Below are 25,533 nucleotides of genomic sequence, written 5' to 3'. Positions count from 1 at the left end.
GGCTCGCGGCGCGCAAGGCTGCGGGCCTGCCCGGGCTGACGCTGCTCAGCTGCGACAATTTGGCGGGCAATGGCGCGGTGCTGCGCGCCTTGATGCGCGACTATCTCGACGCTTGTCATCCCGACCTGTCCGCGTGGTTCGACAGCGAATGCCGATGCCCGGCGACGATGATCGACCGCATCGTCCCCGCGACCACCGATGCCGACCGCGCCGCCGTCGAAGCCGCACTCGGCGCGCGCGACGAAGGTGCGGTCGTCACCGAAGACTTCAGCCAGTGGGTGATCGAGGATGATTTCGCTGGCCCGCGCCCGCGCTGGGAACAGGTCGGCGCCGAGCTGGTGGCCGACGTCGCGCCCTACGAGACCGCAAAGCTGCGCATGCTCAACGGCGCGCATTCGGCGCTCGCCTATACCGGGCTCGGCCGCGGGCACGAATATGTCCATCAGGCGATCGCCGATTCCGATATCTGTCCGGTCATCGACCGACTGATGCGCGACGAGGCTGCGCCGACGATCGACGCCGCGCCGGGGCAGGACCTTGCCGCCTATGCCGATGCATTGCTCGGTCGCTTCGCCAACCCCGCGCTCCACCATCGCCTGATCCAGATCGCGATGGACGGCAGCCAGAAGATTCCCCAGCGCTGGCTCGAAACGCTCGCCTGGCACCAGCACCGTGGGCAGCGTTGCCCCGCACTCGAGGCTGCGATTGCCGCATGGATCGCCTTCCTGCGGAGCGACCACCCGATTGACGATCCGCTCGCGGACAAGCTGCGCGAAGCGGCGGCGGGTCCGGATGCAATCGAAAGACTGTTCGGCGATGGAGGCCTGATCGTCTCCGACTGGCGCCCCGCCTAGGCCGGAACCAGCAGCCCCCGACTCTCGCGCACCTCGGCATCGAGCCAGTCAATAAACGCCCGGATACGCGGTTGCGGCGCGACATCGCGGTGGAGCGCGAGCCAGAAGGCGCGCGCGACCGTCTGTTCGGGCCGCACCCGCACCAGCTCCGGATCGCCCGCCGCAAGGAAACAGGGCAAAACGCCGACCCCCGCGCCGCCCGCGATCATCCGCCGCTGCGCGAGAATGCTCGACGAGCGCACCGTCGCGCGCAGCCCCGGCTCGATCTCGCCCAGATAGTCGAGCTCGGGCGCGTAGAGGATGTCGGGCATATAGCCGATCACCGGGATCCCCGTGCGCGACAACGGCGCGGCGGCAACCGCTTCCTGCCAGTCGCGCCGATCAGCGGGCGCATAAATGCCGAGGCTGTAATCGGACAGCTTGCGCGTGATCAGCGGGCCTTTGCGCGGCCGTGCGAGGAGCACCGCCATATCGGCCTCGCGCCGCGACGGGTTGAGGAAGCCCGACGAGGCGACAAGGTCGATCTCGAGTTCGGGATGCGCCGCGACGAAACCCGCAAGCCGTGGCGCGATGAAGCTGTTGCCGAATCCTTCCGATACGCTGACCCGCAACTGCCCCGACAGTGCCGCCGCATCCTCGCGCGCCGAATGGATGCGCGCCGCCGCCGCCGCCATCGCTTCGGCGTGCGGAACGAGCGCCCGGCCCGCCGCGGTCAGGACGAAACCCGACGGCGCGCGTTCGAACAAAGTCTGGCCGAGCGCGGCCTCCAATGCGCTCACCCGCCGGCTCACCGTCGTCGCATCGACGTGCAGCGCCGCGCTGGCACGCGCGAGCGTGCCGTGACGCGCGACGAACAGGAAATATTGCAGCCTATCCCAATCCATGACCTGCAAATATGCAGTATCGTCCTGCAAGTCTATCCCTTGCAAATCGGGCGTACATGGTCTGTGGCAGCGGCAAGATTTTACGGGAGACTCGGGATATGCGACAGATCGACCATCACATCGTCGGCGGTGCCGGCGGCAGCGCCCGCCAGGGCGACGTCTTCGACCCCAACAGCGGCGGCGTCCAGGCGCAGGTCGCGCTCGGCGACGCGGCATTGCTCGACCGCGCGGTCGCCGCGGCGAAGAAGGCGCAGCCGGCATGGGCCGCGACGAACCCGCAGCGCCGCGCGCGCGTGATGTTCGAATTCAAGCGCCTCGTCGAAGCGAATATGGACAGCCTCGCGCACATGCTGTCGAGCGAGCATGGCAAGGTGATCGCCGACTCGAAGGGCGATATCCAGCGCGGGCTCGAAGTCATCGAATTCTGCTGCGGCATCCCGCATGTGCTGAAGGGCGAATATACGCAGGGCGCGGGCCCCGGCATCGACGTCTATTCGATGCGCCAGCCGATCGGCATCGGCGCGGGCATCACCCCGTTCAACTTCCCCGCGATGATCCCGCTGTGGATGTCGGGCGTTGCGATCGCCACCGGCAACGCCTTCATCATCAAGCCGAGCGAGCGCGACCCGTCGGTTCCCGTGCGCCTAGCCGAACTCTTTCTCGAAGCCGGCCTTCCGGAGGGCATTTGCCAGGTCGTCCACGGCGACAAGGAAATGGTCGACGCGATCCTCGATCATCCCGATATCGGCGCGGTCAGCTTCGTCGGCTCGTCGGATATTGCGCATTATGTCTACAATCGCGGCGTTGCGAACGGAAAGCGCGTGCAGGCGATGGGCGGCGCGAAGAACCACGGCATCGTCATGCCCGACGCCGATCTCGACCAGGTCGTCAACGATTTGACCGGCGCGGCCTTCGGCTCGGCGGGCGAGCGCTGCATGGCGCTACCCGTCGTAGTCCCCGTCGGCGAGGACACCGCGAATCGCCTCCGCGAAAAACTGATCCCCGCGATCGCCGCGCTGCGCGTCGGCGTGTCGACCGATGCCGAGGCGCATTACGGCCCGGTGGTGACGCAGGCGCACAAGGAAAAGGTCGAAGGCTGGATCCAGAAATGCGCCGACGAGGGCGCCGAGCTCGTCGTCGACGGCCGCGGCTTCTCGCTTCAGGGGCATGAAAAGGGCTTCTTCATCGGCCCGACTTTGTTCGACCATGTCACCACCGACATGGAAAGCTACAAGGAAGAAATCTTCGGCCCGGTGCTCCAGATCGTCCGCGCCCCCGATTTCGAAACCGCGCTCGAACTTCCCTCGAAGCACCAGTATGGTAATGGCGTCGCGATCTTCACGCGCAACGGCCACGCCGCGCGCGAATTCGCCGCGCGCGTCAATGTCGGCATGGTTGGTATCAACGTGCCGATCCCGGTGCCCGTTGCGTATCACAGCTTTGGCGGCTGGAAGCGCTCGGCGTTCGGTGACACCAACCAGCACGGCATGGAGGGCGTGAAATTCTGGACCAAGGTCAAGACGATCACGCAGCGCTGGCCCGACGGATCGCCCGACGGCGGCAACGCCTTCGTCATCCCGACGATGGGGTAAGGCGATGGAGATGATCCCCCATAATCCGACCGAGGGCGTTTACGCGACCGGCGGTGACTGGGTGCATGCGATGGAGGTTCGCGGGGCCGGGCGGCTGCTGTTCGTCAGTGGCACGATGGGTTTGAGACCGGATTTCTCGGCTCCCGCGACGCTGGAAGAACAGCTCGATTGCGTGTGGAACAATCTCCGCGCGATTCTGGCCAGCGCAGATATGGACACCGCCAATATTGTCCGGCTGACCAGCTATTTGCGCGATGCAAGCTATGCAGAGGCCAATGCCGCCGCCCGGCTCAAGGCGCTCGGTACGCGGCGCATTCCAACCACCGCGATCGTCGCACAGACGCTCGAAAGCGATTGGTTGGTCGAGATCGAGATCGTGGCGGCCGCCGAATGAGGCTGTGGCTCGCGATCTTTTTCCTGCTTCTCGCGCAGCCCGCGCACGCGCAAAAGCAGATCGCGCTCAGCTTCGACGATGTTCCGCGCCATGCCGGTGCCTTCTTCGCCTCCGACGAGCGCGCGCAGCGCATCATCGCGGAACTGAAGAAGGCAAAAGCCCCGCAAGCGGTCTTCTTCGTCGTTCCGGGTGCGATCGGGCAGGGCGACGGCGTGGGCGGGGCGGAACGCATCGCCGCCTATGTCGCAGCGGGCCATGTCATCGCGAACCACAGCAACAGCCACAAGCGGCTGAGTACGACCGATACCGCCGCCTATCTGGCCGACATCGATGCGGCGGAGGCTTGGCTGAAAGATCGCCCCGGCTATCGTCCGTGGTTCCGCTTTCCCTTCCTCGACGAGGGCGGAAAGGACAAGGCGAAGCGCGATGCCTTGCGTGCGGGCCTCGCCGCGCGCGGCCTGCGCAACGGCTATGTCACGGCCGAATCGTCGGACTGGCATCTTGAAAACCTGACGCGCGAGGCCGTGCAGGCGGGAAAGACAATCGACCGCAAGGCGCTCGGCGACCTCTATGTCAGCTGGCATGTCGAGGCCGCCGATTTCGCCGACGCGATGATGCGGCGTGTCACCGGCCGCCAGCCGGTCCAGATGCTCCTTCTCCACGAAACCGATCTCGCCGCGCTCCATATCGGCGACCTCGTCCGTGCGTTGCGCAACGCGGGCTGGACCGTCGTCAGCGCCGATACCGCCTATGCCGATCCGATCGGCAAGGAAATGCCCGACACGCCGGCCGCGAACGGCACACTGACCGAAGCGCTCGCTTGGGCTGCGGGTGTCCCCGCGCCGCGCTGGTATCGCTATAACCAGACCGATCTCGCAACCGCGGTGTTCCGTGACAAGGTGCTGGGCGAATGATGCGCGGCGATGAAACCCGCACGCTGCGCCGGGCATTCTCTTTTCTAAGGAGATTGCCGATGACCCGCCTGATGCTTCCCGCCGGATTGCTGCTGCTCGCCGCGTGCAGCGGCGGCGAGGATAAATCCCAGCCCGAAGACAGCGCAGCGATCTCGCCGCTGCAAAAGGCCGAGCGCCCCGCGCCCGCCGAACCGGCGGTCGATGCGGACCTGCCCGATGTCGCCGAGGAAACCCCGCCGAAGCCCGAAACCAAAACCGCTGGCGACGGCAAGACGATCCCGTCCGCGATCCGCGGCCGCTGGGCGCTCAAGGTTGCCGATTGCAAGGCGAAGAAGGGCACCGACCTCACCGCGCTGACGATCGATGCGACGAACCTGCGCTTCTACGAATCGCATGGCGAACTCGCGCGCGTTCGCGAAAGCGACGCCGACCGCATTGTCGCCGACTACAAGTTCAGCGGCGAGGGCGTCGAATGGGATCGCCGGATGCAACTCGACCTCGCCGACGGCGGCAAGACGCTCGTCCGCCGCGACTCCGGCGAGGGTGCCGCTGCGGGCGCGATGCGCTATACGCGCTGCGCCGGATGACGGTTTTTTGAAAGGGAGATTCACGATGGACATTCGCATGCTGGCAATCGCCGCCCTTCTGCCGCTCGCCGCCTGTACGCAGGAGCGGCCGCCCGTCGAATCAACCCCGACCCCGCCTGCCGAGGCCGCGTGCAACGCCGATGCGGTGCAATCGCTCGTCGGCCAGACCGCGACTGCCGACGTCGGCGGCCAGCTCCTCAAGGGCAGCGGCGCGCGGACGCTGCGCTGGGTGCCGCCGCGCACCGCGGTCACCATGGATTTCCGCCCCGACCGGCTCACCGTCTCCTATGACGATGCGCTCAAGATCGAGCGGATCAGCTGTGGCTGACAGCACGCGCCGCAACCATAGCTCGGCGTCCCCGTTCGAACCGGTCTACGGCTACAGCCGCGCGGTTCGGGTGGGGAACCGCATCGACGTCGCGGGCTGCGCGCCGATCGAGGCTGACGGTACATCGACCCCCGGCGACGCCGGGGTTCAGGCGGCGCGCTGTATCGCAATCATCGGCGAGGCGCTCGAGGCGCTCGGCGGCAGCTTCGCCGACGTCGTGCGCACGCGAATGTATATCACCGACGCGGCCGACGCCGACCTTGTTGGTCGCGCGCACGGATCGGCATTCAAAAATGTCCGACCGGCATCGACAATGCTGGTTGTGCCCGCGCTGATCCGCCCCGAGTGGAAAGTCGAAATCGAAGCCGAAGCCATCATCGAGAAATGACCATGACCGACCAGTTCCAGCTTACCGACGACCAGCTCGCCATCCAGGATATGGCGCGCAAATTCACCGCCGACCGCATCACGCCCTTCGCGGCCGAATGGGACGAGAAACATCATTATCCCGTCGACGTGTGGAAGGCGGCGGGCGAGCTGGGCTTCGGCGCGATTTACGTCGGCGAGGAATCGGGCGGCATCGGGCTTGGCCGGATGGAAGCGGCGCTGATCATGGAGGCGATGGCCTATGGCTGCCCCGCGACCAGCGCTTATGTCTCGATCCACAATATGGCGACATGGATGATCGACCGCTTCGGCGGCGCCGAGATCAAGGCGCGCTTCCTGCCCGACCTCGTCAGCATGGAGAAGATCGCCAGCTATTGCCTGACCGAACCGGGTTCGGGGTCCGACGCCGCGGCGCTCAAGGCGACGGCAAAACGCGATGGCGATCATTATGTGCTGAACGGCACCAAGCAGTTCATTTCGGGCGCGGGCTATAACGACATCTATGTCTGCATGGTCCGCACCAGCGAGGAAAAGTCGAAAGGGATCAGCTGCCTCGTCGTCGAAAAGGACACGCCGGGCCTCAGCTTCGGCGCGCCCGAAAAGAAGCTCGGCTGGAACGCCTCGCCGACGGCGCAGGTGATTTTCGAAGATTGCCGCGTCCCCGTCGAAAATCTCGTCGGCGCCGAGGGTGACGGATTCCGCTTTGCGATGGCGGGGCTCGACGGCGGGCGCCTGAACATCGGTGCCTGCTCGCTCGGCGGCGCGCAGCGCTGCCTCGACGAAGCGATCGCCTATACCAAGGACCGCCAGCAGTTCGGCCAGCCGATCGCCGATTTCCAGAACACCCAGTTCATGCTCGCCGACATGGCGACCGACCTCGAGGCCGCGCGCGCCCTGCTCTATATGGCGGCGGCAAAGGTCACCGCGAACGCCCCCGACAAGTCGCGCTTCTCGGCGATGGCGAAGCGGCTCGCGACCGACAATGGCAGCAAGATCGTCAACGACGCGCTCCAGCTGTTCGGCGGCTACGGCTATTTGCGCGATTATCCGATCGAACGTTTCTGGCGCGACCTGCGCGTCCATTCGATCCTCGAAGGCACCAACCAGGTGATGCGGATGATCGTCGGAAGGGACCTGCTGCGCCAATGACCGAAGATGTGCTTGTAGGCGCCGACGTTCGCGTCGGCCGCCTGTCGCTCAATCGCCCGAAGGCGATCCACGCACTCAACCTCGCCATGTGCGAAGCGATGATCGACGCGCTGGTGGCGTGGCGCGATGACGACGCGATCGAGGCGGTGATCATCGACCATAGCGAGGGCCGCGGCTTCTGCGCCGGCGGCGACATCCGCATGCTTGCGGAGAGCGGCGCGAAGGATGGCAAGGAAGCGCGCCAGTTCTTTCACACCGAATATCGCCTCAACCATCTGCTCTTCACCTATCCCAAGCCCGTCGTCGCCTTCATGGACGGCATCACGATGGGCGGCGGGGTCGGCATTTCGCAGCCGGCGAAATATCGCGTCGCGACCGAACATACGCGCTTCGCGATGCCCGAGACGGGAATCGGCCTGTTCCCCGACGTCGGCGGCGGCTGGTATCTGCCGCGCCTCGAAGGGCGCGTCGGCGCCTATCTCGCGCTCACCGGCGCGCGGCTTGACGGCGCGGAGTGTTTGGCGCTCGGCCTCGCCACCCATTATCTGCCGTCCGAAAAGCTCGCCGAGGCGAAAGAGCGGATCGCGGTCGACCCCGACCGCATCGGCGGCATCTTGGGCGAGCTGTCGGTCACCGCGCCGCCCGCCGGAATCACCCAGCATCTCGAACGGATCAACCGCCTGTTCGCGAGCGACACCTATGAGGATATCCTCGCCGCGCTCGAAGCCGACGGCGGCGAATGGGCCGAAAAGGAGCTCGCGACGCTCCACGGCAAATCGCCGCAGACGTGCAAGGTCGCGCTGCGCCAGCTGAAGCAAGGCAGCGAGATGCACGACTTCGCCGCGCAGATGACGCAGGAATATGCAATCGGCAGCCGCGTCGTCCAGATGCACGATTTCATCGAAGGCGTGCGCGCGCTGATCGTCGACAAGGACAATAGCCCGAAATGGGATCCGCCGACGCCCGAGGCGGTCACCGACGACTGGATCGACGCAATCTTCGCGCCTTTGCCCGAGAATGAGAAATGGACCCCGCTCACCTAAGTTCGTCACCCCGGACTTGATCCGGGGTCCACGCGCCCATGGATGCCGGATCAAGTCCGGCATGACGAAAATCTGGAGAATACCGAATGACCTACGAAACCCTCCTCGTCGAAACGCGCGGGGCCGTCACCTTGGTGACGCTCAACCGCCCGCAGGCGCTGAACGCGCTGAACTCGGGTGTGCTGGGCGACCTCATCGCCGCCTTTGCGGCCTTTGAAGCCGACGACAGCCAGCGTTGCGCCGTCCTCACCGGATCGGGCGACAAGGCGTTCGCCGCGGGCGCCGACATCAAGGAAATGGCCGACAAGCCGGCGTCCGATTTCTACCTCGAAGATTTCTTCTCGAAATGGACGAGCGACTTTGTGAAGAAGGTCCGCAAGCCGTGGATCGCCGCGGTGAACGGCTTCGCGCTCGGCGGCGGCTGCGAACTTGCGATGATGGCCGACTTCATCATCGCGTCGGACAAGGCGAAGTTCGGCCAGCCCGAAATCAAGCTCGGCGTCGCCCCCGGCATGGGCGGGTCGCAGCGGCTGACGCGCGCGATCGGCAAGGCGAAGGCGATGGAAATGTGCCTCACCGGCCGGATGATGGACGCCGCCGAAGCCGAACGCTCGGGCCTCGTCGCGCGCGTCGTCGAACATGCGACGCTGGTCGACGAAGCGGTAAAGACCGCGACGGTGATCGCCGCGATGCCGCCGATGGCCGCGATGGTGAACAAGGACATGGTCAACGCCGCGTTCGAAACGACGCTCGACCAGGGCCTGATCTACGAACGCCGCCTGTTCCAGATCCTCGCCGCAACCGAGGACAAGGCCGAAGGCATGGCCGCCTTCATCGAAAAGCGCGAAGGCGTGTGGAAGGGGCGGTGAGCCCAGTTCCCCTCCCGCTTGCGGGAGGGGTTAGGGGAGGGCCTGTTTCCTCCTCGCCAGTGCAATATTCGGGACAGGCCCTCCCCCGGCCCCTCCCGCAAGCGGGAGGGGAGAGAATATGAAAATCGCATTCATCGGACTCGGCAATATGGGCGGCGGTATGGCCGCGAACCTGGCGAAAGCGGGGCACGAAGTCCGCGCATTCGATCTCAGCGAAGAGGCGCTGACGCGCGCGGTCGAGGCGGGCTGCACTCGCGCGGCATCGGCGGCCGAAGCCGTCACCGGCGCCGAGGCCGTGGTGACCATGCTTCCGGCGGGCAAGCACGTTGCTGCTGTGTATCAGGAAGCCGTTTTCCCACACGCCGACGACGGCACGCTACTGCTCGATTGCTCGACAATCGATGTTGCAACCGCGCGTAGCAATATTGAAGCCGCCGCCAATGCTGGCCTCGTCGCGGTTGACGCGCCCGTGTCGGGCGGCATTGCGGCGGCGAACGCCGGCACGCTGACCTTCATGGTCGGCGGCACCGGTGAGGGCTTCACGCGCGCCGAACCGATCCTTGGCCTTATGGGCAAGGCGGTGATCCATGCCGGCGACGCGGGCGCGGGGCAGGCAGCGAAGATCTGCAACAATATGCTCCTCGGCGCCTCGATGGTCGCGACGTGCGAAACGCTCGCGCTCGCGCAGAAACTCGGGCTCGACCCGCAGAAATTCTTCGACATCGCGAGCGTGTCGTCGGGCCAGTGCTGGTCGCTCACCAGTTACGCGCCGCTCCCCGGCGTCGGCCCGACCACCCCCGCCGACAATGATTACAAGGGCGGGTTCGCCGCAGCGCTGATGCTCAAGGACCTGCGCCTTGCGATGGAGGCGGCGGCGAGCGTCGATGCCGAAGTCCCGATGGGATCGAAGGCGCGCGAACTCTACGAAGCCTTTGTCGAAGCCGACAAGGACGGCCGCGACTTTTCGGCGATCATCAAGACGCTACAGGGCTAACCGCTCCCCATTTCGTCATCCCGGACTTGATCCGGGATCCACTGGCGGCGGCGAAGTCATGGACCCCGGATCAAGTCCGGGGTGACGATAGCATGAAGATTATCCTGCGATCGGAATCGGATCGCGGCGACGGACACTCAGTAAAAGTCGGCGGTCTCGCCGCCATCGCGGCGTTCGGTGCGATGCACCTGCGTCGGTGCCTTGCGCTCGCCGGTCCGGACCTCGATCCGCCCGCCGACCCGCCGCACCTCGGCAGGCGCCAATATCCGCGCGCGCGCCACGCCGATCGCGCTAACCTGCGGCGTCGCCACCGGGGCGGCCACCGGCACGCTGCCGGTCAGCAGAAGGACGGCGAGGGCGGACATGGCGTTCATGCTCTGCCGTAACGGCAGGTCTTGCCAGCGCTTTAACCCTGAATCGCAAGTTTCCGGTCGCACCTGCGGCGGTGTGAAGGCAAAAGAAAGGCCGCCTGCCCCGCGCTGGGACAGACGGCCCGATCTTCGTAAGCGGGGAAGGGCTTAGAAGCCCGCCTTCGCTTCCGCCTTTTCCTTGAGCAAAGGCGCGACCGCGAAACCATGTTTTTCGAGCGCCGCGACGATCTTGTCGGTGCCTTCCAGCCCCGCCCAGAACATCGGGCCGCCGCGATAGACCGGCCAGCCATAGCCATAGATCCACACGACATCGATGTCGCTTGCGCGCTGCGCCTTGCCTTCCGCGAGGATCAGCGCGCCTTCGTTGACCATCGGATAGAGCGTACGCTCGATGATTTCCTGATCGCTGATCTCGCGCTTCGCCTTGTTCGATCGTGCACGGAAATCCTCGATGATTTCGGCGACTTCGGCGCTCGGGCTCGGATTGCGCTTTTCGTCATAGTCGTAAAAGCCCTTGCCGGTCTTCTGCCCCCAGCGGCCGACCGCGGCGAGTGCGTCGCGGATGCTCTCGATGCGCGTCGGGTCGCGGTGCCAGCCGATGTCGACGCCGGCGAGGTCGCTCATCTGGAACGGACCCATCGGCATGCCGAATTCGACATGGACCTTGTCGATCTGCTGCGGCGTAGCGCCTTCCATGAGCAGGTTCATCGCCTCGACCTGGCGCGGCTTGAGCATACGGTTGCCGATGAAGCCGTCGCACACGCCTGCGACCACCGCGACCTTGCCGATCTTCTTGCCGATCGCCATCGCGGTCGCCAGCGCATCGGGCGCGGTCTTGTCGCCGCGCACGACCTCGAGCAGCTTCATCACATTGGCGGGCGAGAAGAAGTGCATGCCGAGCACGTCGCCGGGGCGGCTCGTCGCGGTCGCGATCTCGTCGATGTCGAGATAGGAGGTGTTCGACGCGAGGATCGCGCCGGGCTTGGCGATCTTGTCGAGCTTGCCGAAGATGTCCTTCTTGACGTCCATATTCTCATAGACCGCCTCGATGATCAGGTCGCAGTCGGCGAGATCGTCGAGATTGAGCGTCGGGGTCAGGATGCCCATCATCGCCTCGACCTGTTCGGGCTTGAAGCGGCCCTTGGCGGCCGACGCGTCGTAATTCTTGCGGATCACGCCGGTGCCGCGGTCGAGCGCTTCCTGCTGCATCTCGACGATCGTCACCGGGATGCCCTTCTGGAGGAAGTTCATGCTGATCCCGCCGCCCATCGTGCCGGCGCCGATCACGCCGACCTTCTTGATGTCGCGCAGCTGCGTGTCCTTGGGCAGGCCGTCGATCTTCGCGGCCTGACGCTCGGCGAAGAAGATGTGGCGCTGCGCCGCCGACTGGCTGCCGAACATCAGCTTCATGAACTGCTCGCGCTCGAACGCGAGACCTTCCTCGAAGGGCAGGCGCGTCGCCGCCTCGACGCAGGCGAGGTTGGCGTAAGGCGCTTCGAAACCGCGCCAGCGCTTGGCGTTTGCGGTCTTCAATTGTTCGATCACCGCGACGTCGCCGAACACCGGGCGCTCGCGCGTCGGGCGCGGGCCATCGGCGATCTTCGCGCGCGCAAAGGCGATCGCGTCGGCGGCGAGGCTGTCTTCGCCCGCCAGCTCGTCGACAAGGCCTAGCTCCTTGGCCTTGGCTGCGGGAAGCGGATCGCCGGTCGAGGTCATCGTCGCCGCGGCTTCGACGCCGACGACGCGCGGCAGGCGCTGCGTGCCGCCCGCGCCGGGGAGCAAGCCAAGCTTGACCTCGGGCACGCCGAGCTTCGCCGAAGGGACCGCGATGCGATAATGGCAGACGAGTGCGGTTTCGAGACCGCCGCCGAGCGCGGTGCCGTGGATCGCGGCAACGACGGGCTTCGATGCCGCTTCGATGCTGTTGAGCACCGCGTTGAAATCGGGGCCGCGCGGCGGCTTGCCGAACTCGCTGATGTCGGCGCCCGCGATGAAGGTCGCGCCGGCACAGCGCAGCACGATCGCCTTGACGCTGTCATCGCCGAGCGCGGCGGCGAAATGATCCTCGAGCCCCTGACGGACGTGCCAGCTCAGCGCGTTCACGGGCGGGTTGTTGACGATGATGACGGCGATTTCGCCATCCTTTTCCAGCGTGACGCTGATGGGGGTTTCTTCGGACATGGGAGACTCCTTCAATCTGGAACCCGTTCGCGCGGTGCGAACGGAAAGCGGTGTTGCATCTTCAATCGTCGATCGCGGCGTGGACAAAGGTTTTGACCTCGCGCCGCACGGGATAGGTGGAGGAGGGCATCAGCTGGGTCATGAAGACCATGCAAATCTCTTCGACCGGATCGACGAAGAAGCCGGTCGAGAACATGCCGCCCCAGTAGAAGTCGCCGATCGAGCCGGGAATGCCCGCGCGCGCGGGATCGAGCGTCACCGCGAAGCCAAGACCGAAGCCGATCCCGGCATTCTCGTCCTCGCTGAAAATGCCGACGCTGTGCTGCGTCAAATCGCCGCCGCCGGGCAAATGGTTCGACGTCATCAGGTCGAGCGTCTTGCGGCTGATGATCCGCACATCGCCGAGCTTGCCGCCGCCGAGCAGCATCAGGCAGAAACGGTGATAATCGTCGATCGTCGAAGCAAGCCCGCCGCCGCCCGAATGAAAGCTGCGATCCTTCGCCCAGCGGCTCTTCGCGCCACCGTCGAAATCCTGCATCTTGTCCCTGGGGTGGAAGGCATAGGCGTCGGCCAGCCGGTGCTGCTGGTCGGCGGGCACCTTGAATCCGGTGTCGACCATGCCGAGCGGGCCGAAGATGCGCTCCTGCAAAACCTGCGCGAAGGGCTTGCCCTCGATGCGTTCGATCACCGCGCCGAGCACGTCGGTCGCCATCGAATAATTCCAGTGCGCGCCGGGGTCGAATTGCAGCGGGATCTTCGCCAGATCGGCGATGAAGCTGTCCATCGTATAATCGGCGTCGAAATCGTCGATCTTTGCCTTGCGGTACGCGGCATCGACCGGCGTGCGTTCCTGAAAGCCGTAGGTCAGCCCGGCGGTGTGGCGCAGCAGGTCGACCATGCGGATCAGCTGTACCGGCGGCCGCGTCAGGAAGGGCACATTGCCGCCGCCCGCGACGAACACGCCGGTATCCCTGAACTCGGGGCAATATTTCACCAGCGGGTCCGACAGCGCGACCTTGCCTTCCTCGACGAGCATCATGAAGGCGATGCTGGTGATCGGCTTGGTCATGCTTGCGATGCGGAAGATCGCATCCTCCTTCAGCGCCTCGCCCGGCCGCGCCTCGCCGATGCACGACAGATGCGCGATCTTGCCGCGCCGCGAGACGAGCGTCGCGGCGTGCGGCAGGCGGCCGGTGTCGACATATTTGGCGGCGAGAAATGCGGGAATGCGGTCCAGCCGCGCGGTGTCGAATCCATGTGTCATGCTGATCGATCTATCAGTGCGAGGTCTGGCCGAGCAACTGGCGTGTCACCGGGTGCGAGCTGGTGAGGCCGCCGTCGACCGCGATCGCCTGCCCATTGACATAGCTCGCCTGATCGCTTGCGAGGAAAAGCGCGACATTGGCGAGTTCCTCGGGCTGCGCGGCACGGCGCAGCGGGTTCAATTGACCGAGCTTGTGGGTCACTTCCTTGGCCTTGGCATAGTCGAAGGTCGGCTTGGTCATCCCCGTTTCGGTGAGGCCGGGGCACACCGCGTTGACGCGCACGCCGCTCGTCGAGAGCTGCTGCGCGGCGACCTTGGCGAGGTTGATCACGCCTGCCTTCGACGCTGAATAGGCGCCCGGACCCGCGCCCGAATTGAGCCCCGCGACGCTCGCGGTGAGTACGATCGCGCCGCCGCGCCCCTGATCGACCATCGCCTTCCCTGCATGCTTCACCATCAGCGCAGGGCCGATCAGATTGACGCGCAAAGTCTCGGCCCACGCATCGGGATCGAAGTCGAAAATGCCGCCCATGTCGCCGATGATCCCGGCGTTGGCAAAGGCGACGTCGAGCGCGCCATAAGTGTCTTTCGCGGTCGCCACCAGCGATGCGACATCGGCCTCGACGCCCGCATCGATCTCGAGCGCGACGACCTCGCCCCCCGCATCCTTCACCAGCTTGGCGGTCTCGTGCACCGCTTCGGTCTTGTCGCCGATGACGAGTTTCGCACCCTCGGCGGCGAAGCGTAGCGCGCTTGCGCGGCCGATGCCGCTGCCGGCCCCCGTGATGATCGCAACCTTGCCGTCCAACGCGCCCATCATGCGCCTCCTGAAATCGTGGCTCCGCCATCGCACACGATGGTCTGGCCGGTGGTGAAAGCCCCCGCCTTGCTGGCGAGGAAGACCGCGGCGCCCGCGATCTCGTGCGGTTCGCCGATCCGCTTCAAGGTCGAAGCGGCGGTCGATCGTTTGAGGTTCTCGGGATTTTCCCACAGCGCGCGCGCCATATCGGTGCGCACCAGCCCCGGCGCGATGCAGTTGACGCGAACGCCGCGCGGCCCGAATTCGACCGCGAAATTGCGCGCGACCTGCATGTCCGCGGCTTTCGAAATCCCGTAAGCGCCGATGATCGGCGATCCCTTCAGCCCGCCAATCGAGCTGATGATCGTAATCGACCCTTCGCCGCGTTCGAGCATCTCGGGTGCGACCATCGAAATCAGCCAGTGGTTGGACAGGATATTATTGTCCATGATCTTGCGGAACTGGTCGTCGCTGATCCCGAGCCCGGGGCCATAATAAGGGTTCGACGCGGCGTTGCAGACCAGCGTGGTGATCTTGCCGAAGGCGCGGCGCGTTTCGGCGACCAATATCTCCAGCTCTTCCTTCGAAGAGATATTCGCGCGCACCGCGATCGCGGTGCCGTCGCCGAAGCGCGCGTTGATCTCGGCCGCGGTCTCCTCGCAGGCGTCGGCCTTGCGGCTCGAAATCACGACCTTCGCACCCTGTTCGGCCATCGCTTCCGCCGTGGCTTTCCCGATGCCGCGCGACGATCCGGTGATCAGCGCGACCTGGCCGGTCATGTCGAACAGGCTCATGCACCGGCCTTTTTGGCAAAGTCCCACGCCTTTTCGGCGAGCGGACGGACGCGTTCGGACATGTCCTTCGCGTGCTGCGACGAGGCGGTGCCCTCGATTACGCGCTTCTTGATCCCCTGGATGATGCCCGCGAGGCGGAAGAAATTATACGCAAAATACCAGTTCATGTCGGGCACGCCGTCGCGCCCCGTGGCGGCGCAATAACGCTCGACCATCTCGTCGAGTTCGGGGATGCCGAGCGCCGCGCGGTCGAGGTCCATGACCCCGGAGCGGCCGCCATTTTCGGTGACCCACGCCATCGCGACATAAGTGAAATCGGCGAGCGGATCGCCCAAGGTCGACAGTTCCCAGTCGAGCACCGCGAGCACTTCGGGCCGATCCTTGGCATAGATCATATTGTCGATGCGATAATCGCCATGGACGACGCTCGTCCGCGTCTGCTCGGGCAAGGTCGCAGGCAGCCACTCGATGAGCCGCTCCATCTCGTCCATCGTCTCGGTTTCGGAGAGGCGATATTGCTTGGTCCAGCGGTCGACCTGCCGGCCGAAATAATTGCCGGGCTTGCCGAAGTCCGACAGCCCCGCCGCCTCGACATCGACACTGTGCAACGCCGCGAGCGTGTCGATCATTGCTTCGTATGTGGCGCGGCGGTTCTCGGTGGTCGACCCCGGCATCGCGCCGTCCCAGATCGTGTGGCCGTCGACCATACCCATCACATAGAACCAGCTGCCGACCACATCGTCGTCGGTGCAGAGGCCATATTGGCGCGCGACCGGAAAGCCCATTTTGTGCAGGCCCGCCTGCACCTTATACTCGCGGTCGACCGCATGCGCCGACGGGAGCAGCGGGCCATAGGGTTTGCGCCGCAGCACATAATTGCCCGACGGCGCGCTGATCTTGTACGTCGGGTTCGACTGGCCGCCGGCGAATTTGCCCTGCGTCAGCGGACCTTCAAAGCCTTCGACATTGGCTTCCATCCATGCGGCCAGCCTGGCTTCGTCGAGCACATCGGCGCCCTCGGGTGCGACGGTGCCTGAAAAGGCTTTCTGTGCGTCGATCGTCATTGGTCGAACACGATGACCGACCGCGCGGCATCGCCCTTTCGCATTTTGTCGAAACCCTCGTTGACCCTGGCGAGCGGGATCGTCTCGGCGACGATCGAGTCGAGGTCGAGCAGGCCGCGCAGGTAGAAATCGACGAGGCGCGGAATGTCGACGGGGAAGCGGTTGCCGCCCATGATCGCGCCCTGCAATTTCTTGCCCGAAAGCAGGTCCATCGCGCTGAGCCCGACTTTCTCGGCGAGCGGCATCATGCCGAGGATCGTCGCGGTGCCGCCGCGGCGCAGCGAGGCGACCGCAAGGCTCGCCGAGGCCGGCCGGCCCACGGCTTCGATTGCATGATCGACGCCGCCCTTGCTGATTTCGAGAATCTGCTTTGCGGCATCGTCGGCGAGTGCATCGACGACGTCGGTCGCGCCGAGCTTGACTGCCAGCGCGCGCTTTTCGGGAACCGGGTCGGCGGCAATGATGCGCCCCGCGCCCGCGATCTTCGCGGCGTTGATCGTCGCGAGCCCGACGCCGCCGCAACCGACGACCGCGACGGTCTCGCCCGGCGTCACCTTGCAAGCGTTGAAGATCGTGCCCGCGCCCGTCGTCACCGCGCAGCCGATCACCGCGGCGCGGTCGAGCGGCATCGCGGGGTCGATCGCGACGCACGCATGTTCGTGGACGAGCATCGTTTCGGCAAAGGCCGACAGGTTGAGCATCTGGTTGACGATGCTGCCGTCGGGACGCGTGATCCGCGGCGGCTGTCCGACGGCGCGGCGCGTATCGCCGCCCATGCACAGCGACATGCGGCCCGACACACAGAACTCGCAGTGGCCGCAGAAAGCCGACAGGCAGGTGACGACCGCGTCGCCGACCTTCACCGTGCGCACTTCGCTGCCGACCGCCTCGACGATGCCCGCGGCTTCGTGGCCGGGGATCGCGGGGAGGGGGTGCGGATAGGCGCCGTCGATGAAATGCAGGTCCGAATGGCAGAGCCCGCACGCGGCGGTGCGGATGCGCACCTCGTGCGGGCCGCAGTCGGCAATCTGTACCGTCTCGATCGACAGCGGCTTGCCCGGTTCGATCAGAATCGCGGCTTTGGTCACTATTGCTCTCCGGTTTTCAGGTTTTAACGCGAAACGCCGACGTCGCCCGACGAGAAGCCCGGCTCGCTCGCTTCGCTATGCTTGGCGAACTCGATGCGCGCGATCGCGCGTTCGTGGACTTCGTCGGGGCCGTCGGCGAGGCGCAGCGTACGCTGGTGCGCATAGGCTTTGGCGAGCCCGAAATCCTCCGACACGCCGCCGCCGCCATGCGCCTGGATCGCATCGTCGATGATCTTCAGCGCCATGTTCGGCGCCTGCACCTTGATCATCGCGATCTCGGCCGCGGCCGACTTGTTGCCGACCTTGTCCATCATGTCGGCGGCCTTCAGGCAGAGCAGGCGCGTCATTTCGATATCGATGCGCGCGCGGGCGAGGCGATGTTCCCAGATGCTGTATTCGGCGACCTTGCGGCCAAAGGCGACGCGCGACTGCAGCCGCTTCGCCATCTTCGCGATCGCTTCTTCCGCCACACCGATCGTGCGCATGCAATGGTGGATGCGGCCCGGCCCGAGGCGCCCCTGCGCGATCTCGAACCCGCGGCCTTCGCCGAGCAGCATCGCCTCTTCGGCGTTGACGCGCACGTCTTTCAGCTCGATTTCCATATGGCCGTGCGGCGCATCGTCATAACCGAAGACGGGCAGGTGGCGCAGGATGTTCACGCCCGGCGCATTCAGCGGCATCAGCACCATCGACTGCTGCGCGTGGCGCTTCGCGGCAAAGTCGGTCTTGCCCATCACGATCGCGACCTCGCAGCGCGGATCGCCCGCACCCGACGACCACCATTTGGTGCCGTTGATCACATAATCGTCGCCATCGCGCTCGATGCGCGTTTCAATGTTCGTCGCGTCGGACGAGGCGACGCGCGGCTCGGTCATCAGAAAGGCCGAACGGATCTGCCCGTTCATCAGCCGGCCGAGATATTTATCCTTCTGCGCGCGCGTGCCGTACCGGTGGAACACCTCCATATTGCCGGTGTCGGGCGCCGAGCAGTTGAACACTTCGCTCGCGAAACCGACGCGGCCCATTTCCTCGGCGCACAGCGCATATTCGAGGTTGGAGAGGCCGGGTCCTTCGAATTCGAACGTCTCGTCGACATGGTGGTGCGCGGCGGACTTGGGCGGCATGAAGAGGTTCCAGATGCCGGCTTCTTTCGCTTCGGCCTTCAGATCCTCGACGATCTGGATGACCTTCCAGCGATCGCCCGCCTTGTCCTGTTCGTTATAGGTCGGGACCGCGGGGCGAACCTTGCGTTCGATGAAATCGCGTACCCGGTCGCGCCAATAGACCTGCCGGTCGGTGAGATCGAAGTCCATCTGCGCGTCCTTTCCCTTTACGTTCACGTAAACCTTTGGACCGATTCGTCGGCCTTGCCAAGTCCCGCGGACCCAAAATTACATCATTCCGCCGTCCGGCGACATCATCGTTACGGATGCGCCCCCGTGGCATCGGGTTCGCCGCGTGCGACGTCGCCCAGCAGCGCCAGCCGCGCCTCGTGATCGGCGCGCGAGATCGGGAATTTGCGCATCACGATCAGCCCCAGCGTGCCGATGACCAGCACCGCGAGCGCATAGCCGAGCGCGAGATTGCCGAGCACGTCGCTCCCGACTTCGCCCGGCTTGGCATTCGCCGGAAAGGCCGCGAACGACAGGATCAGCCCCGCAGCGAAGATGCCGATACCCGTCGCGCATTTCTGCATGAAGAAATAGCCCGCGAAGAACAGCCCTTCCGACCGACGCCCGGTCTCGCTCTGCGACGCTTCGACGACATCGGCCATCATCGACGACGACAGGATCATCAGGATGATCGAGAAGCTGTTGGAGACGAACACGAGCGCGAACATCGCTGCGACGCTCGGCTTGCCCGGCATGCCGGGGAAAAACCCCTGGATCCACGCGAAATAGATGCCGCTGTTGACGAGCAGCGAGATCGCGCCCGCGAAAATCGCGCCGTCGCGCTTGCCGAGCCGCGCCGACACGGGCGCGACGAGTATGAAAGCCGCGATCATCGAGGCGAACAGCAGAAAGACATAGGCGACCATCTCGCCCTGCGTGAACTGCCAGAAGAAACCGAGCAGGTAATTGTTCATCGAAAAGGTAATGCCCTGATTCACGAAGCCGAACAGCGCGGCGAAGATCAGCCACAGGAAGGCGCGGTTCGACAGCGTGTCGCGCATCTCGCCGAGGATCTGGCGCAGCGTCGTCGCGGGTTTCGCATCATCGAGATTCGACACCGCGATGCGGTTGTGCTGCCCCGCGGCGGAGGTCAGGACCGCGCCCGCCATCAGCAGCGCGCCGCTCAGCGCATAGGGGAAATAGCCGTCGGGATTGACGAGCCCCTTCGCGCCGCCGAAAAACACGCCATAGGCGAGCAGCAGGATGAGCAGGCCGCCGCCCCAGCCGAAGAGGAAGCGATAGCGCATGACGACGGTGCGTTCGTCATAGTCGCCGGTGAGTTCGGGCACGATCGCGACCGACGGCACTTCGCACATCGACACGAGCGAGCGGACGATGATCGCAAAGCCGATCAGCCACGCCACGGTCATAGCATTGCTCATTTCGGGTGGGTGCCACAGCAGCATCCACATGATCGCGAGCGGGATCGGCGCGCCATAAAGCCACGGCAGGCGCCGCCCCCAGCGGCTGCGCGTGCGGTCAGTGAGCTCGCCGATCACCGGATCGACAAAGGCGTCGGCGATCAGCGCGACCATGATCGCGGCACCGACGACGCCGGGGTCGAGCCCAATCACCTGATTGTAGAACAGCAGGAGGAAGGTCGAAAAGCCGTTGTCCTTGACGCCATAGGCGATGCTGCCCAGCCCGTGCATGACCTTCAGCCGGACCGGCAGGTGCGTGGCTTTCGGTGCGGCGATCGCCGCGTTCACGCCGGCGCCCCGGCCTTCGCCGCATCCTCCATCGCGACGAGGGCGTCGAACAGCCCGGGGGCTTCGGGGTCCCACGCATGGCGCTGGCCGATCGTCAGCCCGCCGTCGACCAGCATATGCGTGCCGGTCATGAAGCTCGACTCCTCGCTCGCGAGGTACGCGACCGCGTTGGCGATATCCTCGGGCTGGCCGCCGCGCGCGACGGGCTGCGCGGCCTCGCTCATCCCCGCGATGATCGCCTTCGCCTGGTCCTTATGCTCGTCGGGCACATCGAGCGACGAGGTGAAGATATTGGTGTTGATGAACCCCGGGCAGATCGCGTTGACGCGAATGCCGTAGCGCGCGAGGTCGGTCGCGGCGATTTTGGAAAGATGAAGCACGCCCGCCTTCGCGACGGCATAGGCGATCGGCGAGTAACCCGCGCCCAATGCCGCGACGCTCGCGGTGTTGACGATGCTCGCACCCTTGCGGCCCTTCATATGCGGCGCGGCATAACGGATCCCCATCGCGACCGATTTCAACACGAGGTCCATCGTCAGGTCCCAGCCCTCGGGGCTGATCTCGTCGATCGGCGCGCGGTCGCCCGCGGCGGCGGCGTTGTTGAAGACGATATCGATGCCCCCGGCTTTCGCCGCGGCTTTATTCATCAACGCCTCGATGTCCGATGGCTTGGTGACGTCGCAGCGGACGAAGTCGATCCTGCCGTTCGACTGTTCGGCGAGCGCGCGTCCGCCCGCCTCGTCGATGTCGGCGGCGAAGACGTGCGCGCCCTCGCCCGCGAGTTTCAAAACCGCTGCCTTGCCGATGCCCGACGCCGCTCCGGTGACGACGGCTATCTTGCCTGCGAATCGCATTGACCCATTCTCCCGTTTTCTTTTGCCACTTAGCTTAGGCGCCAAAGGTGACGCGTCAACGGCGGTCAAACCGACGCTACGGCGCCGTAAGGGCAGACCCGTTTCTCCAAGTTGACGCTTGCGTAAACTAGCGAAGCGGACGTAGATTTGGCCGCAGAAGAGGAGCCAAAAGGATGAGCGAACTGGACGCTTTCCGCGCCGAGGTGCGGGACTGGCTGGAGGCGAACTGCCCCGCTGAAATGCGCGAGCCCGTGCGTGACGAAGGCGACGTTTGCTGGGGCGGGCGCAATTGGGTGTTCAAGAACGACGCCCAGAAGGCGTGGCTCGATGCGTGCGTCGCCAAAGGCTACACCGTCCCCGACTGGCCCAAGCCCTATGGCGGCGCCGGGCTGACCCCCGAGCAGACCAAGGTCCTCAAACAGGAAATGAAGCGCATCCACGCGCGCTCGCCGCTCGACAGCTTCGGCATCTGGATGCTCGGGCCCGCGCTGCTGCAATTCGGCACCGAGGAGCAGAAGGTCGAATATCTGAACCCGATCGCGCGCGGCGAAATCCGCTGGTGCCAGGGCTATTCGGAGCCCGGCTCGGGCAGCGACCTCGTCAGCTTGCAGACTTTTGGCGAAGACAAGGGCGACCATTGGGTCGTCAACGGCTCGAAGATCTGGACCAGCTACGCCGACAAGGCCGACTGGATTTTCTGCCTCGTCCGCACCGACAAGGCGAACAAATATCAGGGCATCACCTTCATGCTCTTCGACATGGCGAGCAAGGGCGTCACGACGAAGCCGATCCTCTTGATCAGCGGCAACTCGCCCTTCTGCGAAACCTTCTTCGACGATGTCGAAGTGCCCAAGACGCAGTTCATCGGCGAAGTGAACCGCGGCTGGGACGTCGCCAAATATCTGCTCGGCCACGAACGCGAGATGATCTCGGGCGGCGGCGCGGGTGGTGACATGGTCAGCATCGGCGGCGCCTTTGCCAAGGCGTTCGGCAAGAATGAAGCGGGCGAGCTCGACGATCCGATCCTGCGCGCCGAAATGGCGGCGTTCGACGTCGATGTCTTTGCCTATCGCGCGATGGGCGAGCGTTTCATGGACATGTGGAAGACCGGCCGCGCGCATCCGGCGTCGTCGAACATGATGAAATATGTCGGCACCGAGCTCAACAAACGCCGCCACGAACTCGTCATGTCGGGCGGCGGCAGCGAAGCGCTCGAATGGGACAGCGAAGAGACCAAGGGCGGCGCGCGCGCGCGCGGCTGGCTGCGCACCAAGGCCAATTCGATCGAAGGCGGGACGAGCGAAGTCATGCTCAACGTCATCGCCAAGCGGATATTGGATTTGCCGGGGGCGTAACAACGCGTCGCCCCAGCGAAAGCTGGGGCCGCTATCGGGACAGGGCGGCACTGGCCGCCAACGATCCCAGCTTTCGCTGGGATGACGAAAAGAGATTGGGACAGATATGCCGCTCTATCACAATGACGACCAGGCGATGCTCAAGGACAGCGTCGCGCCCTTCGTCGCCGAACAGGCGCCCGTGTCGCACCTGCGCAGCCTGCGCGACAGCGCCGACGCGACGGGATTCTCGCGCGATCTCTGGGCGCAGTTCACCGAAATGGGCCTGCCCGGCATGCTCGTTCCCGAGGCGCATGGCGGGCTCGGCATGGGGCATATGGAGGCGGGCATCGTACTCGAGGAAATCGGCCGCAACCTGACCCCGTCGCCCTTCCTGTCGACGAGCGTCGGCGCGGTCGCCGCGCTCGCCAAGGCGGGTGGCACGCAGGCGGGCCGCTGGCTCCCCGCGATCGCATCTGGCGAGGCAATTATCGCGCTCGCGATCGACGAGGGCGCGAAGCATCGCCCCGACCGCATCGCGACGACCGCGACGCGCGCGGGCAACGGCTTCCGTCTCGACGGCAAAAAGAGCTTTGTCCTCCACGGCCATGTCGCCGACATGAGCATCGTCGCGGCGAAGACCGACGGCGGCATCACTTTGTTCGCGGTGCCGAAGGATGCGAAGGGCGTCACCGCCGACCCGCGCCGCCTCGTCGACAGCAGCTTGGCGAGCCACGTCACCCTCGACGGGGTCGAGGTCGACGCCGACGCGGTGATCGGTGAGGTCGATGCGGGCGGTGAAATCCTCGACGCGCTGCTCGCCGCCACCCGCACCGGCGCCGCCGCCGAAATGGTCGGCGTCGGGCAGGGCGCGATGGACATGACGGTGAATTACCTCAAGGAACGCAAGCAGTTCGGCAAGCTGATCGGCGAGTTCCAGGGCCTCCAGCACCGCGCCGCGCATCTCTATGGCGAGATGGAAGTCGCGCGCGCCACCGTGATGAAGGCGCAGCAGCTGCTCGACGAAGGCAGCGAGGGCGCGAGGCTGATGGTCTCGGTCGCCAAGGCGAAGGCCGGCCGCGCCGCGAACCTCGCGGTGCGCGAGGGCGTCCAGATGCACGGCGGCATCGGCATGACCGACGAATATGACATCGGCCTCTATATGAAACGCGACCGCGCGCTCGCCGAATATATGGGCGATGTGCATTATCACATCGACCAGGTTGCGCGGATGAACGGCTACTAAACTTCACCCCCTCCCGCTTGCGGGAGGGGCAGCGAGCCCCGGATCAAGTCCGGGGCGCAGCGGGGAGGGCATTGAGCCCGACATGCCCCACCCCAACCCTCCCCTGAAGGGGAGGGAGAAAAAGGATTGGACTATGAATCTTCAGGACATGTTCGGCCTCGACGGCCGCATCGCGCTCGTCACTGGTGGCTCGCGCGGCATCGGCAAGATGATCGTCGAGGGCTATCTCGCCGCGGGCGCGGCGCGCGTCTACATCTCGGCGCGCAAGAGCGCGCAGATCGAGGAGGCCGTCGCCGATTTCGAAACGCGTTATCCGGGCAAGGTCATCGGCCTGCCCGTCGACCTGTCGACGGTCGAAGGCTGCCGCGCGCTCGCGTCGGAGCTCGAAGCGCGCGAAGAGCGCCTCGACATCCTCGTCAACAACGCCGGCGCCGCGTGGGGCGAACCGTTCGAGGGTTTCCCCGAAGCGGGCTGGGACAAGGTGATGGACATCAACGTCAAATCGCCCTTCTTTCTGACGCAGGCGCTGCACGGGCTGCTCAAGGGCGGCGGCACCGCCGCGCGCCCGGCGAAGGTGATCAACATCGGCTCGATCGACGGCCAGCGTTTGAACCCGTGGGAAACCTACAGCTACCACGCATCGAAGGCGGCGATCCTCTACCTCACCAAGCGCCTCGCCGCGCGGCTGGTGCAGGATCACATCCTCGTCACCGCGATCGCGCCCGGCGCGTTCCAGTCGGACATGAACAAGGCGGCGCGCGACCATGGCGACGCGGTGGCGAAGAGCATCCCCGTGAAGCGCATCGGCGTGCCCGAGGATATGGCGGGCGCCGCGATCTTCCTCGCGTCGAAGGCGGGCGACTATGTCGTCGGCGACACGATCACCGTCGACGGCGGGCTGGTCCACGGCGACGTCCGGACGAGCATCGACGCCTAACGCCCTCATCGTCACCCCGGACTTGATCCGGGGTCCATGACCGCGCCCTCGGAATGGATGCCGGATCAAGTCCGGCATGACGAACGAGGGGACAATTGACTCACCCGCGGCCAAGGTGTATTATGCAACTAATGCACCAAGGAGATAGTCGATGCGTCTCGCGTTCCTGATTCCCCCGATGATGCTCCTCGCCGCCTGCGGGTCGGAGGAGAAGAAATCCAGCGAGGGCACCGAAGTCTCGATCAACGCCGGCGACGAGCATGGCGGCGTCCAGATCAAGACCGGCAAGGACGGCGGCAATCTCAAGATCGACGGCGGCGGCGCCGCGATCGACATCGACATCCCCGATTTCGTCGACCTCGATATCGAGAGCGATTTCGATATCGACGGGGTGAAGCTCTATCCGGGGAGCAAGGTCACCAAGGTCGACGTCGACGCGAACGACAAGAGCGGCGCCGACAAGGCGACGGTCAAACTCGGTTTCACCTCGCCCGCGGCGCCGACGAAGGCGGCCGACTGGATGGCCGCCGAGTTCGCCAAAAAGGGCGTCAAGATCACGCGCAGCGGCGACGCGCTCGCGGGCAAGGACAAGGACGGCGCCGATTTTCGCATCAACTTCGTCCCCGACGGCGCGAACGCCAGGGGCGAGGTGGTGATCGTCAAGAGCTGACCTTACACCGTCGCCCCAGCGAAAGCTGGGGCCGCTGGCGATTGGAAGTAACGAG

The 25,533-nt window shown here is 65.4% G+C and carries 26 protein-coding genes; 15 read left to right on the top strand and 11 right to left on the bottom strand.

Translation table 11 applies throughout. The features are described from left to right. Nucleotides 1-854, top strand: an 854-nt coding sequence (locus ATE70_RS23455; protein ID WP_058539914.1) for a mannitol dehydrogenase family protein, incomplete at its 5' end; no start/stop codon positions are given. Here the strand turns inward: ATE70_RS23455 and ATE70_RS23450 are convergent. Next, the gene (locus ATE70_RS23450; protein ID WP_058539913.1) at nt 851-1,738 is read right to left on the bottom strand and encodes a LysR family transcriptional regulator; all 888 of its coding nucleotides are present in this window, start codon (nt 1,736-1,738) and stop codon (nt 851-853) included. The two genes, ATE70_RS23455 and ATE70_RS23450, sit on opposite strands and share 4 nt — an antisense overlap. Nucleotides 1,739-1,836: 98 nt before the next feature. Here ATE70_RS23450 and ATE70_RS23445 point away from each other — a divergent pair, with 98 nt between their 5' ends. From ATE70_RS23445 to mmsB, 10 genes are all read left to right on the top strand, one after another. Continuing rightward, nucleotides 1,837-3,330, top strand: coding sequence for a CoA-acylating methylmalonate-semialdehyde dehydrogenase (locus ATE70_RS23445; protein ID WP_058539912.1), 1,494 nt, complete (start codon nt 1,837-1,839; stop codon nt 3,328-3,330). A 4-nt stretch (nt 3,331-3,334) separates the two neighbouring features. Then, nucleotides 3,335-3,724 carry a RidA family protein gene (locus ATE70_RS23440; RefSeq protein WP_037512643.1) on the top strand — a complete coding sequence of 130 codons (390 nt, stop codon included), beginning with the start codon at nt 3,335-3,337 and terminating at the stop codon, nt 3,722-3,724. Next, nucleotides 3,721-4,638: a polysaccharide deacetylase family protein gene (locus ATE70_RS23435; RefSeq protein WP_058539911.1), complete on the top strand. Its 918-nt coding sequence runs from the start codon at nt 3,721-3,723 to the stop codon at nt 4,636-4,638. The genes ATE70_RS23440 and ATE70_RS23435 overlap by 4 nt, the downstream gene beginning before the upstream one ends. A 59-nt stretch (nt 4,639-4,697) precedes the next feature. Beyond that, nucleotides 4,698-5,225: a hypothetical protein gene (locus ATE70_RS23430; RefSeq protein WP_058539910.1), complete on the top strand. Its 528-nt coding sequence runs from the start codon at nt 4,698-4,700 to the stop codon at nt 5,223-5,225. A gap of 25 nt (nt 5,226-5,250) precedes the next feature. After that, a complete protein-coding gene (locus tag ATE70_RS23425) occupies nt 5,251-5,553 on the top strand; it encodes an I78 family peptidase inhibitor (RefSeq protein WP_058539909.1) in 303 nt (100 codons plus the stop codon). Next, entirely contained in the window at nt 5,546-5,941 is a 396-nt protein-coding gene (locus tag ATE70_RS23420; protein WP_231732833.1) for a RidA family protein, read from the top strand. Before ATE70_RS23425 ends, ATE70_RS23420 begins: the two co-directional genes overlap by 8 nt. A 2-nt stretch (nt 5,942-5,943) precedes the next feature. Further along, nucleotides 5,944-7,089: an acyl-CoA dehydrogenase family protein gene (locus tag ATE70_RS23415; RefSeq protein WP_058539908.1), complete on the top strand. Its 1,146-nt coding sequence runs from the start codon at nt 5,944-5,946 to the stop codon at nt 7,087-7,089. After that, nucleotides 7,086-8,132 carry an enoyl-CoA hydratase/isomerase family protein gene (locus ATE70_RS23410; RefSeq protein ID WP_058539907.1) on the top strand — a complete coding sequence of 349 codons (1,047 nt, stop codon included), beginning with the start codon at nt 7,086-7,088 and terminating at the stop codon, nt 8,130-8,132. Before ATE70_RS23415 ends, ATE70_RS23410 begins: the two co-directional genes overlap by 4 nt. 86 nt (nt 8,133-8,218) lie before the next feature. Then, the gene (locus ATE70_RS23405; RefSeq protein WP_058539906.1) at nt 8,219-9,001 is read left to right on the top strand and encodes an enoyl-CoA hydratase-related protein; all 783 of its coding nucleotides are present in this window, start codon (nt 8,219-8,221) and stop codon (nt 8,999-9,001) included. A gap of 118 nt (nt 9,002-9,119) precedes the next feature. Further along, entirely contained in the window at nt 9,120-9,995 is an 876-nt protein-coding gene (mmsB, locus tag ATE70_RS23400) for a 3-hydroxyisobutyrate dehydrogenase (RefSeq protein WP_058539905.1), read from the top strand. Nucleotides 9,996-10,132: 137 nt separating this feature from the next. Here the strand turns inward: mmsB and ATE70_RS23395 are convergent, their stop codons facing one another. The 10 genes from ATE70_RS23395 to ATE70_RS23350 form a co-directional block, all read right to left on the bottom strand. Next, on the bottom strand, nt 10,133-10,360 hold the full coding sequence (locus ATE70_RS23395) for a hypothetical protein (RefSeq protein WP_231732832.1): 228 nt from the start codon (nt 10,358-10,360) through the stop codon (nt 10,133-10,135). A 153-nt stretch (nt 10,361-10,513) separates the two neighbouring features. Continuing rightward, nucleotides 10,514-12,547, bottom strand: coding sequence for a 3-hydroxyacyl-CoA dehydrogenase NAD-binding domain-containing protein (locus ATE70_RS23390; protein WP_058539903.1), 2,034 nt, complete (start codon nt 12,545-12,547; stop codon nt 10,514-10,516). 61 nt (nt 12,548-12,608) lie between these two features. Beyond that, nucleotides 12,609-13,811 carry a serine hydrolase domain-containing protein gene (locus ATE70_RS23385; RefSeq protein WP_058539902.1) on the bottom strand — a complete coding sequence of 401 codons (1,203 nt, stop codon included), beginning with the start codon at nt 13,809-13,811 and terminating at the stop codon, nt 12,609-12,611. Nucleotides 13,812-13,824: 13 nt separating this feature from the next. Continuing rightward, nucleotides 13,825-14,628 carry an SDR family NAD(P)-dependent oxidoreductase gene (locus ATE70_RS23380; RefSeq protein WP_058539901.1) on the bottom strand — a complete coding sequence of 268 codons (804 nt, stop codon included), beginning with the start codon at nt 14,626-14,628 and terminating at the stop codon, nt 13,825-13,827. Next, on the bottom strand, nt 14,628-15,404 hold the full coding sequence (locus ATE70_RS23375) for an SDR family NAD(P)-dependent oxidoreductase (RefSeq protein WP_058539900.1): 777 nt from the start codon (nt 15,402-15,404) through the stop codon (nt 14,628-14,630). Before ATE70_RS23375 ends, ATE70_RS23380 begins: the two co-directional genes overlap by 1 nt. Continuing rightward, a complete protein-coding gene (locus tag ATE70_RS23370) occupies nt 15,401-16,468 on the bottom strand; it encodes a phosphotransferase family protein (RefSeq protein WP_058539899.1) in 1,068 nt (355 codons plus the stop codon). Before ATE70_RS23370 ends, ATE70_RS23375 begins: the two co-directional genes overlap by 4 nt. Beyond that, nucleotides 16,465-17,556, bottom strand: coding sequence for a Zn-dependent alcohol dehydrogenase (locus ATE70_RS23365; protein ID WP_058539898.1), 1,092 nt, complete (start codon nt 17,554-17,556; stop codon nt 16,465-16,467). Before ATE70_RS23365 ends, ATE70_RS23370 begins: the two co-directional genes overlap by 4 nt. Before the next feature lie 23 nt (nt 17,557-17,579). Further along, nucleotides 17,580-18,869 (bottom strand): acyl-CoA dehydrogenase family protein, encoded by a 1,290-nt coding sequence (locus tag ATE70_RS23360; RefSeq protein ID WP_058539897.1) that lies wholly within the window; start codon nt 18,867-18,869, stop codon nt 17,580-17,582. Nucleotides 18,870-18,979: 110 nt separating this feature from the next. After that, nucleotides 18,980-20,437 (bottom strand): MFS transporter, encoded by a 1,458-nt coding sequence (locus ATE70_RS23355; protein ID WP_058539896.1) that lies wholly within the window; start codon nt 20,435-20,437, stop codon nt 18,980-18,982. After that, nucleotides 20,434-21,291 (bottom strand): SDR family NAD(P)-dependent oxidoreductase, encoded by an 858-nt coding sequence (locus ATE70_RS23350; protein ID WP_058539895.1) that lies wholly within the window; start codon nt 21,289-21,291, stop codon nt 20,434-20,436. The genes ATE70_RS23355 and ATE70_RS23350 overlap by 4 nt, the downstream gene beginning before the upstream one ends. Before the next feature lie 173 nt (nt 21,292-21,464). Here ATE70_RS23350 and ATE70_RS23345 point away from each other — a divergent pair, with 173 nt between their 5' ends. The 4 genes from ATE70_RS23345 (at nt 21,465) to ATE70_RS23330 (ending at nt 25,478) form a co-directional block, all read left to right on the top strand. Beyond that, complete coding sequence (locus ATE70_RS23345) at nt 21,465-22,646, top strand: acyl-CoA dehydrogenase family protein (protein ID WP_058539894.1); 1,182 nt, start codon at nt 21,465-21,467, stop codon at nt 22,644-22,646. Nucleotides 22,647-22,752: 106 nt separating this feature from the next. Continuing rightward, nucleotides 22,753-23,871, top strand: coding sequence for an acyl-CoA dehydrogenase family protein (locus tag ATE70_RS23340; RefSeq protein ID WP_058539893.1), 1,119 nt, complete (start codon nt 22,753-22,755; stop codon nt 23,869-23,871). Between the two features lie 133 nt (nt 23,872-24,004). Further along, nucleotides 24,005-24,808 carry an SDR family oxidoreductase gene (locus ATE70_RS23335; RefSeq protein WP_058539892.1) on the top strand — a complete coding sequence of 268 codons (804 nt, stop codon included), beginning with the start codon at nt 24,005-24,007 and terminating at the stop codon, nt 24,806-24,808. A gap of 151 nt (nt 24,809-24,959) precedes the next feature. Continuing rightward, complete coding sequence (locus tag ATE70_RS23330; RefSeq protein ID WP_058539891.1) at nt 24,960-25,478, top strand: hypothetical protein; 519 nt, start codon at nt 24,960-24,962, stop codon at nt 25,476-25,478. The last annotated feature ends 55 nt before the right edge of the window (nt 25,479-25,533 follow it).

It is taken from the genome of Sphingopyxis sp. H053 (assembly GCF_001468225.1).
Taxonomy (GTDB): domain Bacteria; phylum Pseudomonadota; class Alphaproteobacteria; order Sphingomonadales; family Sphingomonadaceae; genus Sphingopyxis.
Note: the sequence above shows the minus strand (reverse complement) of the source record. Positions and strands in the feature narration are given on the sequence as shown.

What these genes read in the sequence shown, in the direction of transcription:
- ATE70_RS23450 (WP_058539913.1), bottom strand. Translation starts at nt 1,738, where the DNA reads ATGGATTGGGATAGGCTGCAATATTTCCTGTTCGTCGCGCGTCACGGC.
- ATE70_RS23445 (WP_058539912.1), top strand. Translation starts at nt 1,837, where the DNA reads ATGCGACAGATCGACCATCACATCGTCGGCGGTGCCGGCGGCAGCGCC.
- ATE70_RS23440 (WP_037512643.1), top strand. Translation starts at nt 3,335, where the DNA reads ATGGAGATGATCCCCCATAATCCGACCGAGGGCGTTTACGCGACCGGC.
- ATE70_RS23435 (WP_058539911.1), top strand. Translation starts at nt 3,721, where the DNA reads ATGAGGCTGTGGCTCGCGATCTTTTTCCTGCTTCTCGCGCAGCCCGCG.
- ATE70_RS23430 (WP_058539910.1), top strand. Translation starts at nt 4,698, where the DNA reads ATGACCCGCCTGATGCTTCCCGCCGGATTGCTGCTGCTCGCCGCGTGC.
- ATE70_RS23425 (WP_058539909.1), top strand. Translation starts at nt 5,251, where the DNA reads ATGGACATTCGCATGCTGGCAATCGCCGCCCTTCTGCCGCTCGCCGCC.
- ATE70_RS23415 (WP_058539908.1), top strand. Translation starts at nt 5,944, where the DNA reads ATGACCGACCAGTTCCAGCTTACCGACGACCAGCTCGCCATCCAGGAT.
- ATE70_RS23410 (WP_058539907.1), top strand. Translation starts at nt 7,086, where the DNA reads ATGACCGAAGATGTGCTTGTAGGCGCCGACGTTCGCGTCGGCCGCCTG.
- ATE70_RS23405 (WP_058539906.1), top strand. Translation starts at nt 8,219, where the DNA reads ATGACCTACGAAACCCTCCTCGTCGAAACGCGCGGGGCCGTCACCTTG.
- mmsB (WP_058539905.1), top strand. Translation starts at nt 9,120, where the DNA reads ATGAAAATCGCATTCATCGGACTCGGCAATATGGGCGGCGGTATGGCC.
- ATE70_RS23395 (WP_231732832.1), bottom strand. Translation starts at nt 10,360, where the DNA reads ATGTCCGCCCTCGCCGTCCTTCTGCTGACCGGCAGCGTGCCGGTGGCC.
- ATE70_RS23390 (WP_058539903.1), bottom strand. Translation starts at nt 12,547, where the DNA reads ATGTCCGAAGAAACCCCCATCAGCGTCACGCTGGAAAAGGATGGCGAA.
- ATE70_RS23385 (WP_058539902.1), bottom strand. Translation starts at nt 13,811, where the DNA reads ATGACACATGGATTCGACACCGCGCGGCTGGACCGCATTCCCGCATTT.
- ATE70_RS23380 (WP_058539901.1), bottom strand. Translation starts at nt 14,628, where the DNA reads ATGGGCGCGTTGGACGGCAAGGTTGCGATCATCACGGGGGCCGGCAGC.
- ATE70_RS23375 (WP_058539900.1), bottom strand. Translation starts at nt 15,404, where the DNA reads ATGAGCCTGTTCGACATGACCGGCCAGGTCGCGCTGATCACCGGATCG.
- ATE70_RS23370 (WP_058539899.1), bottom strand. Translation starts at nt 16,468, where the DNA reads ATGACGATCGACGCACAGAAAGCCTTTTCAGGCACCGTCGCACCCGAG.
- ATE70_RS23360 (WP_058539897.1), bottom strand. Translation starts at nt 18,869, where the DNA reads ATGGACTTCGATCTCACCGACCGGCAGGTCTATTGGCGCGACCGGGTA.
- ATE70_RS23350 (WP_058539895.1), bottom strand. Translation starts at nt 21,291, where the DNA reads ATGCGATTCGCAGGCAAGATAGCCGTCGTCACCGGAGCGGCGTCGGGC.
- ATE70_RS23345 (WP_058539894.1), top strand. Translation starts at nt 21,465, where the DNA reads ATGAGCGAACTGGACGCTTTCCGCGCCGAGGTGCGGGACTGGCTGGAG.
- ATE70_RS23340 (WP_058539893.1), top strand. Translation starts at nt 22,753, where the DNA reads ATGCCGCTCTATCACAATGACGACCAGGCGATGCTCAAGGACAGCGTC.
- ATE70_RS23335 (WP_058539892.1), top strand. Translation starts at nt 24,005, where the DNA reads ATGAATCTTCAGGACATGTTCGGCCTCGACGGCCGCATCGCGCTCGTC.
- ATE70_RS23330 (WP_058539891.1), top strand. Translation starts at nt 24,960, where the DNA reads ATGCGTCTCGCGTTCCTGATTCCCCCGATGATGCTCCTCGCCGCCTGC.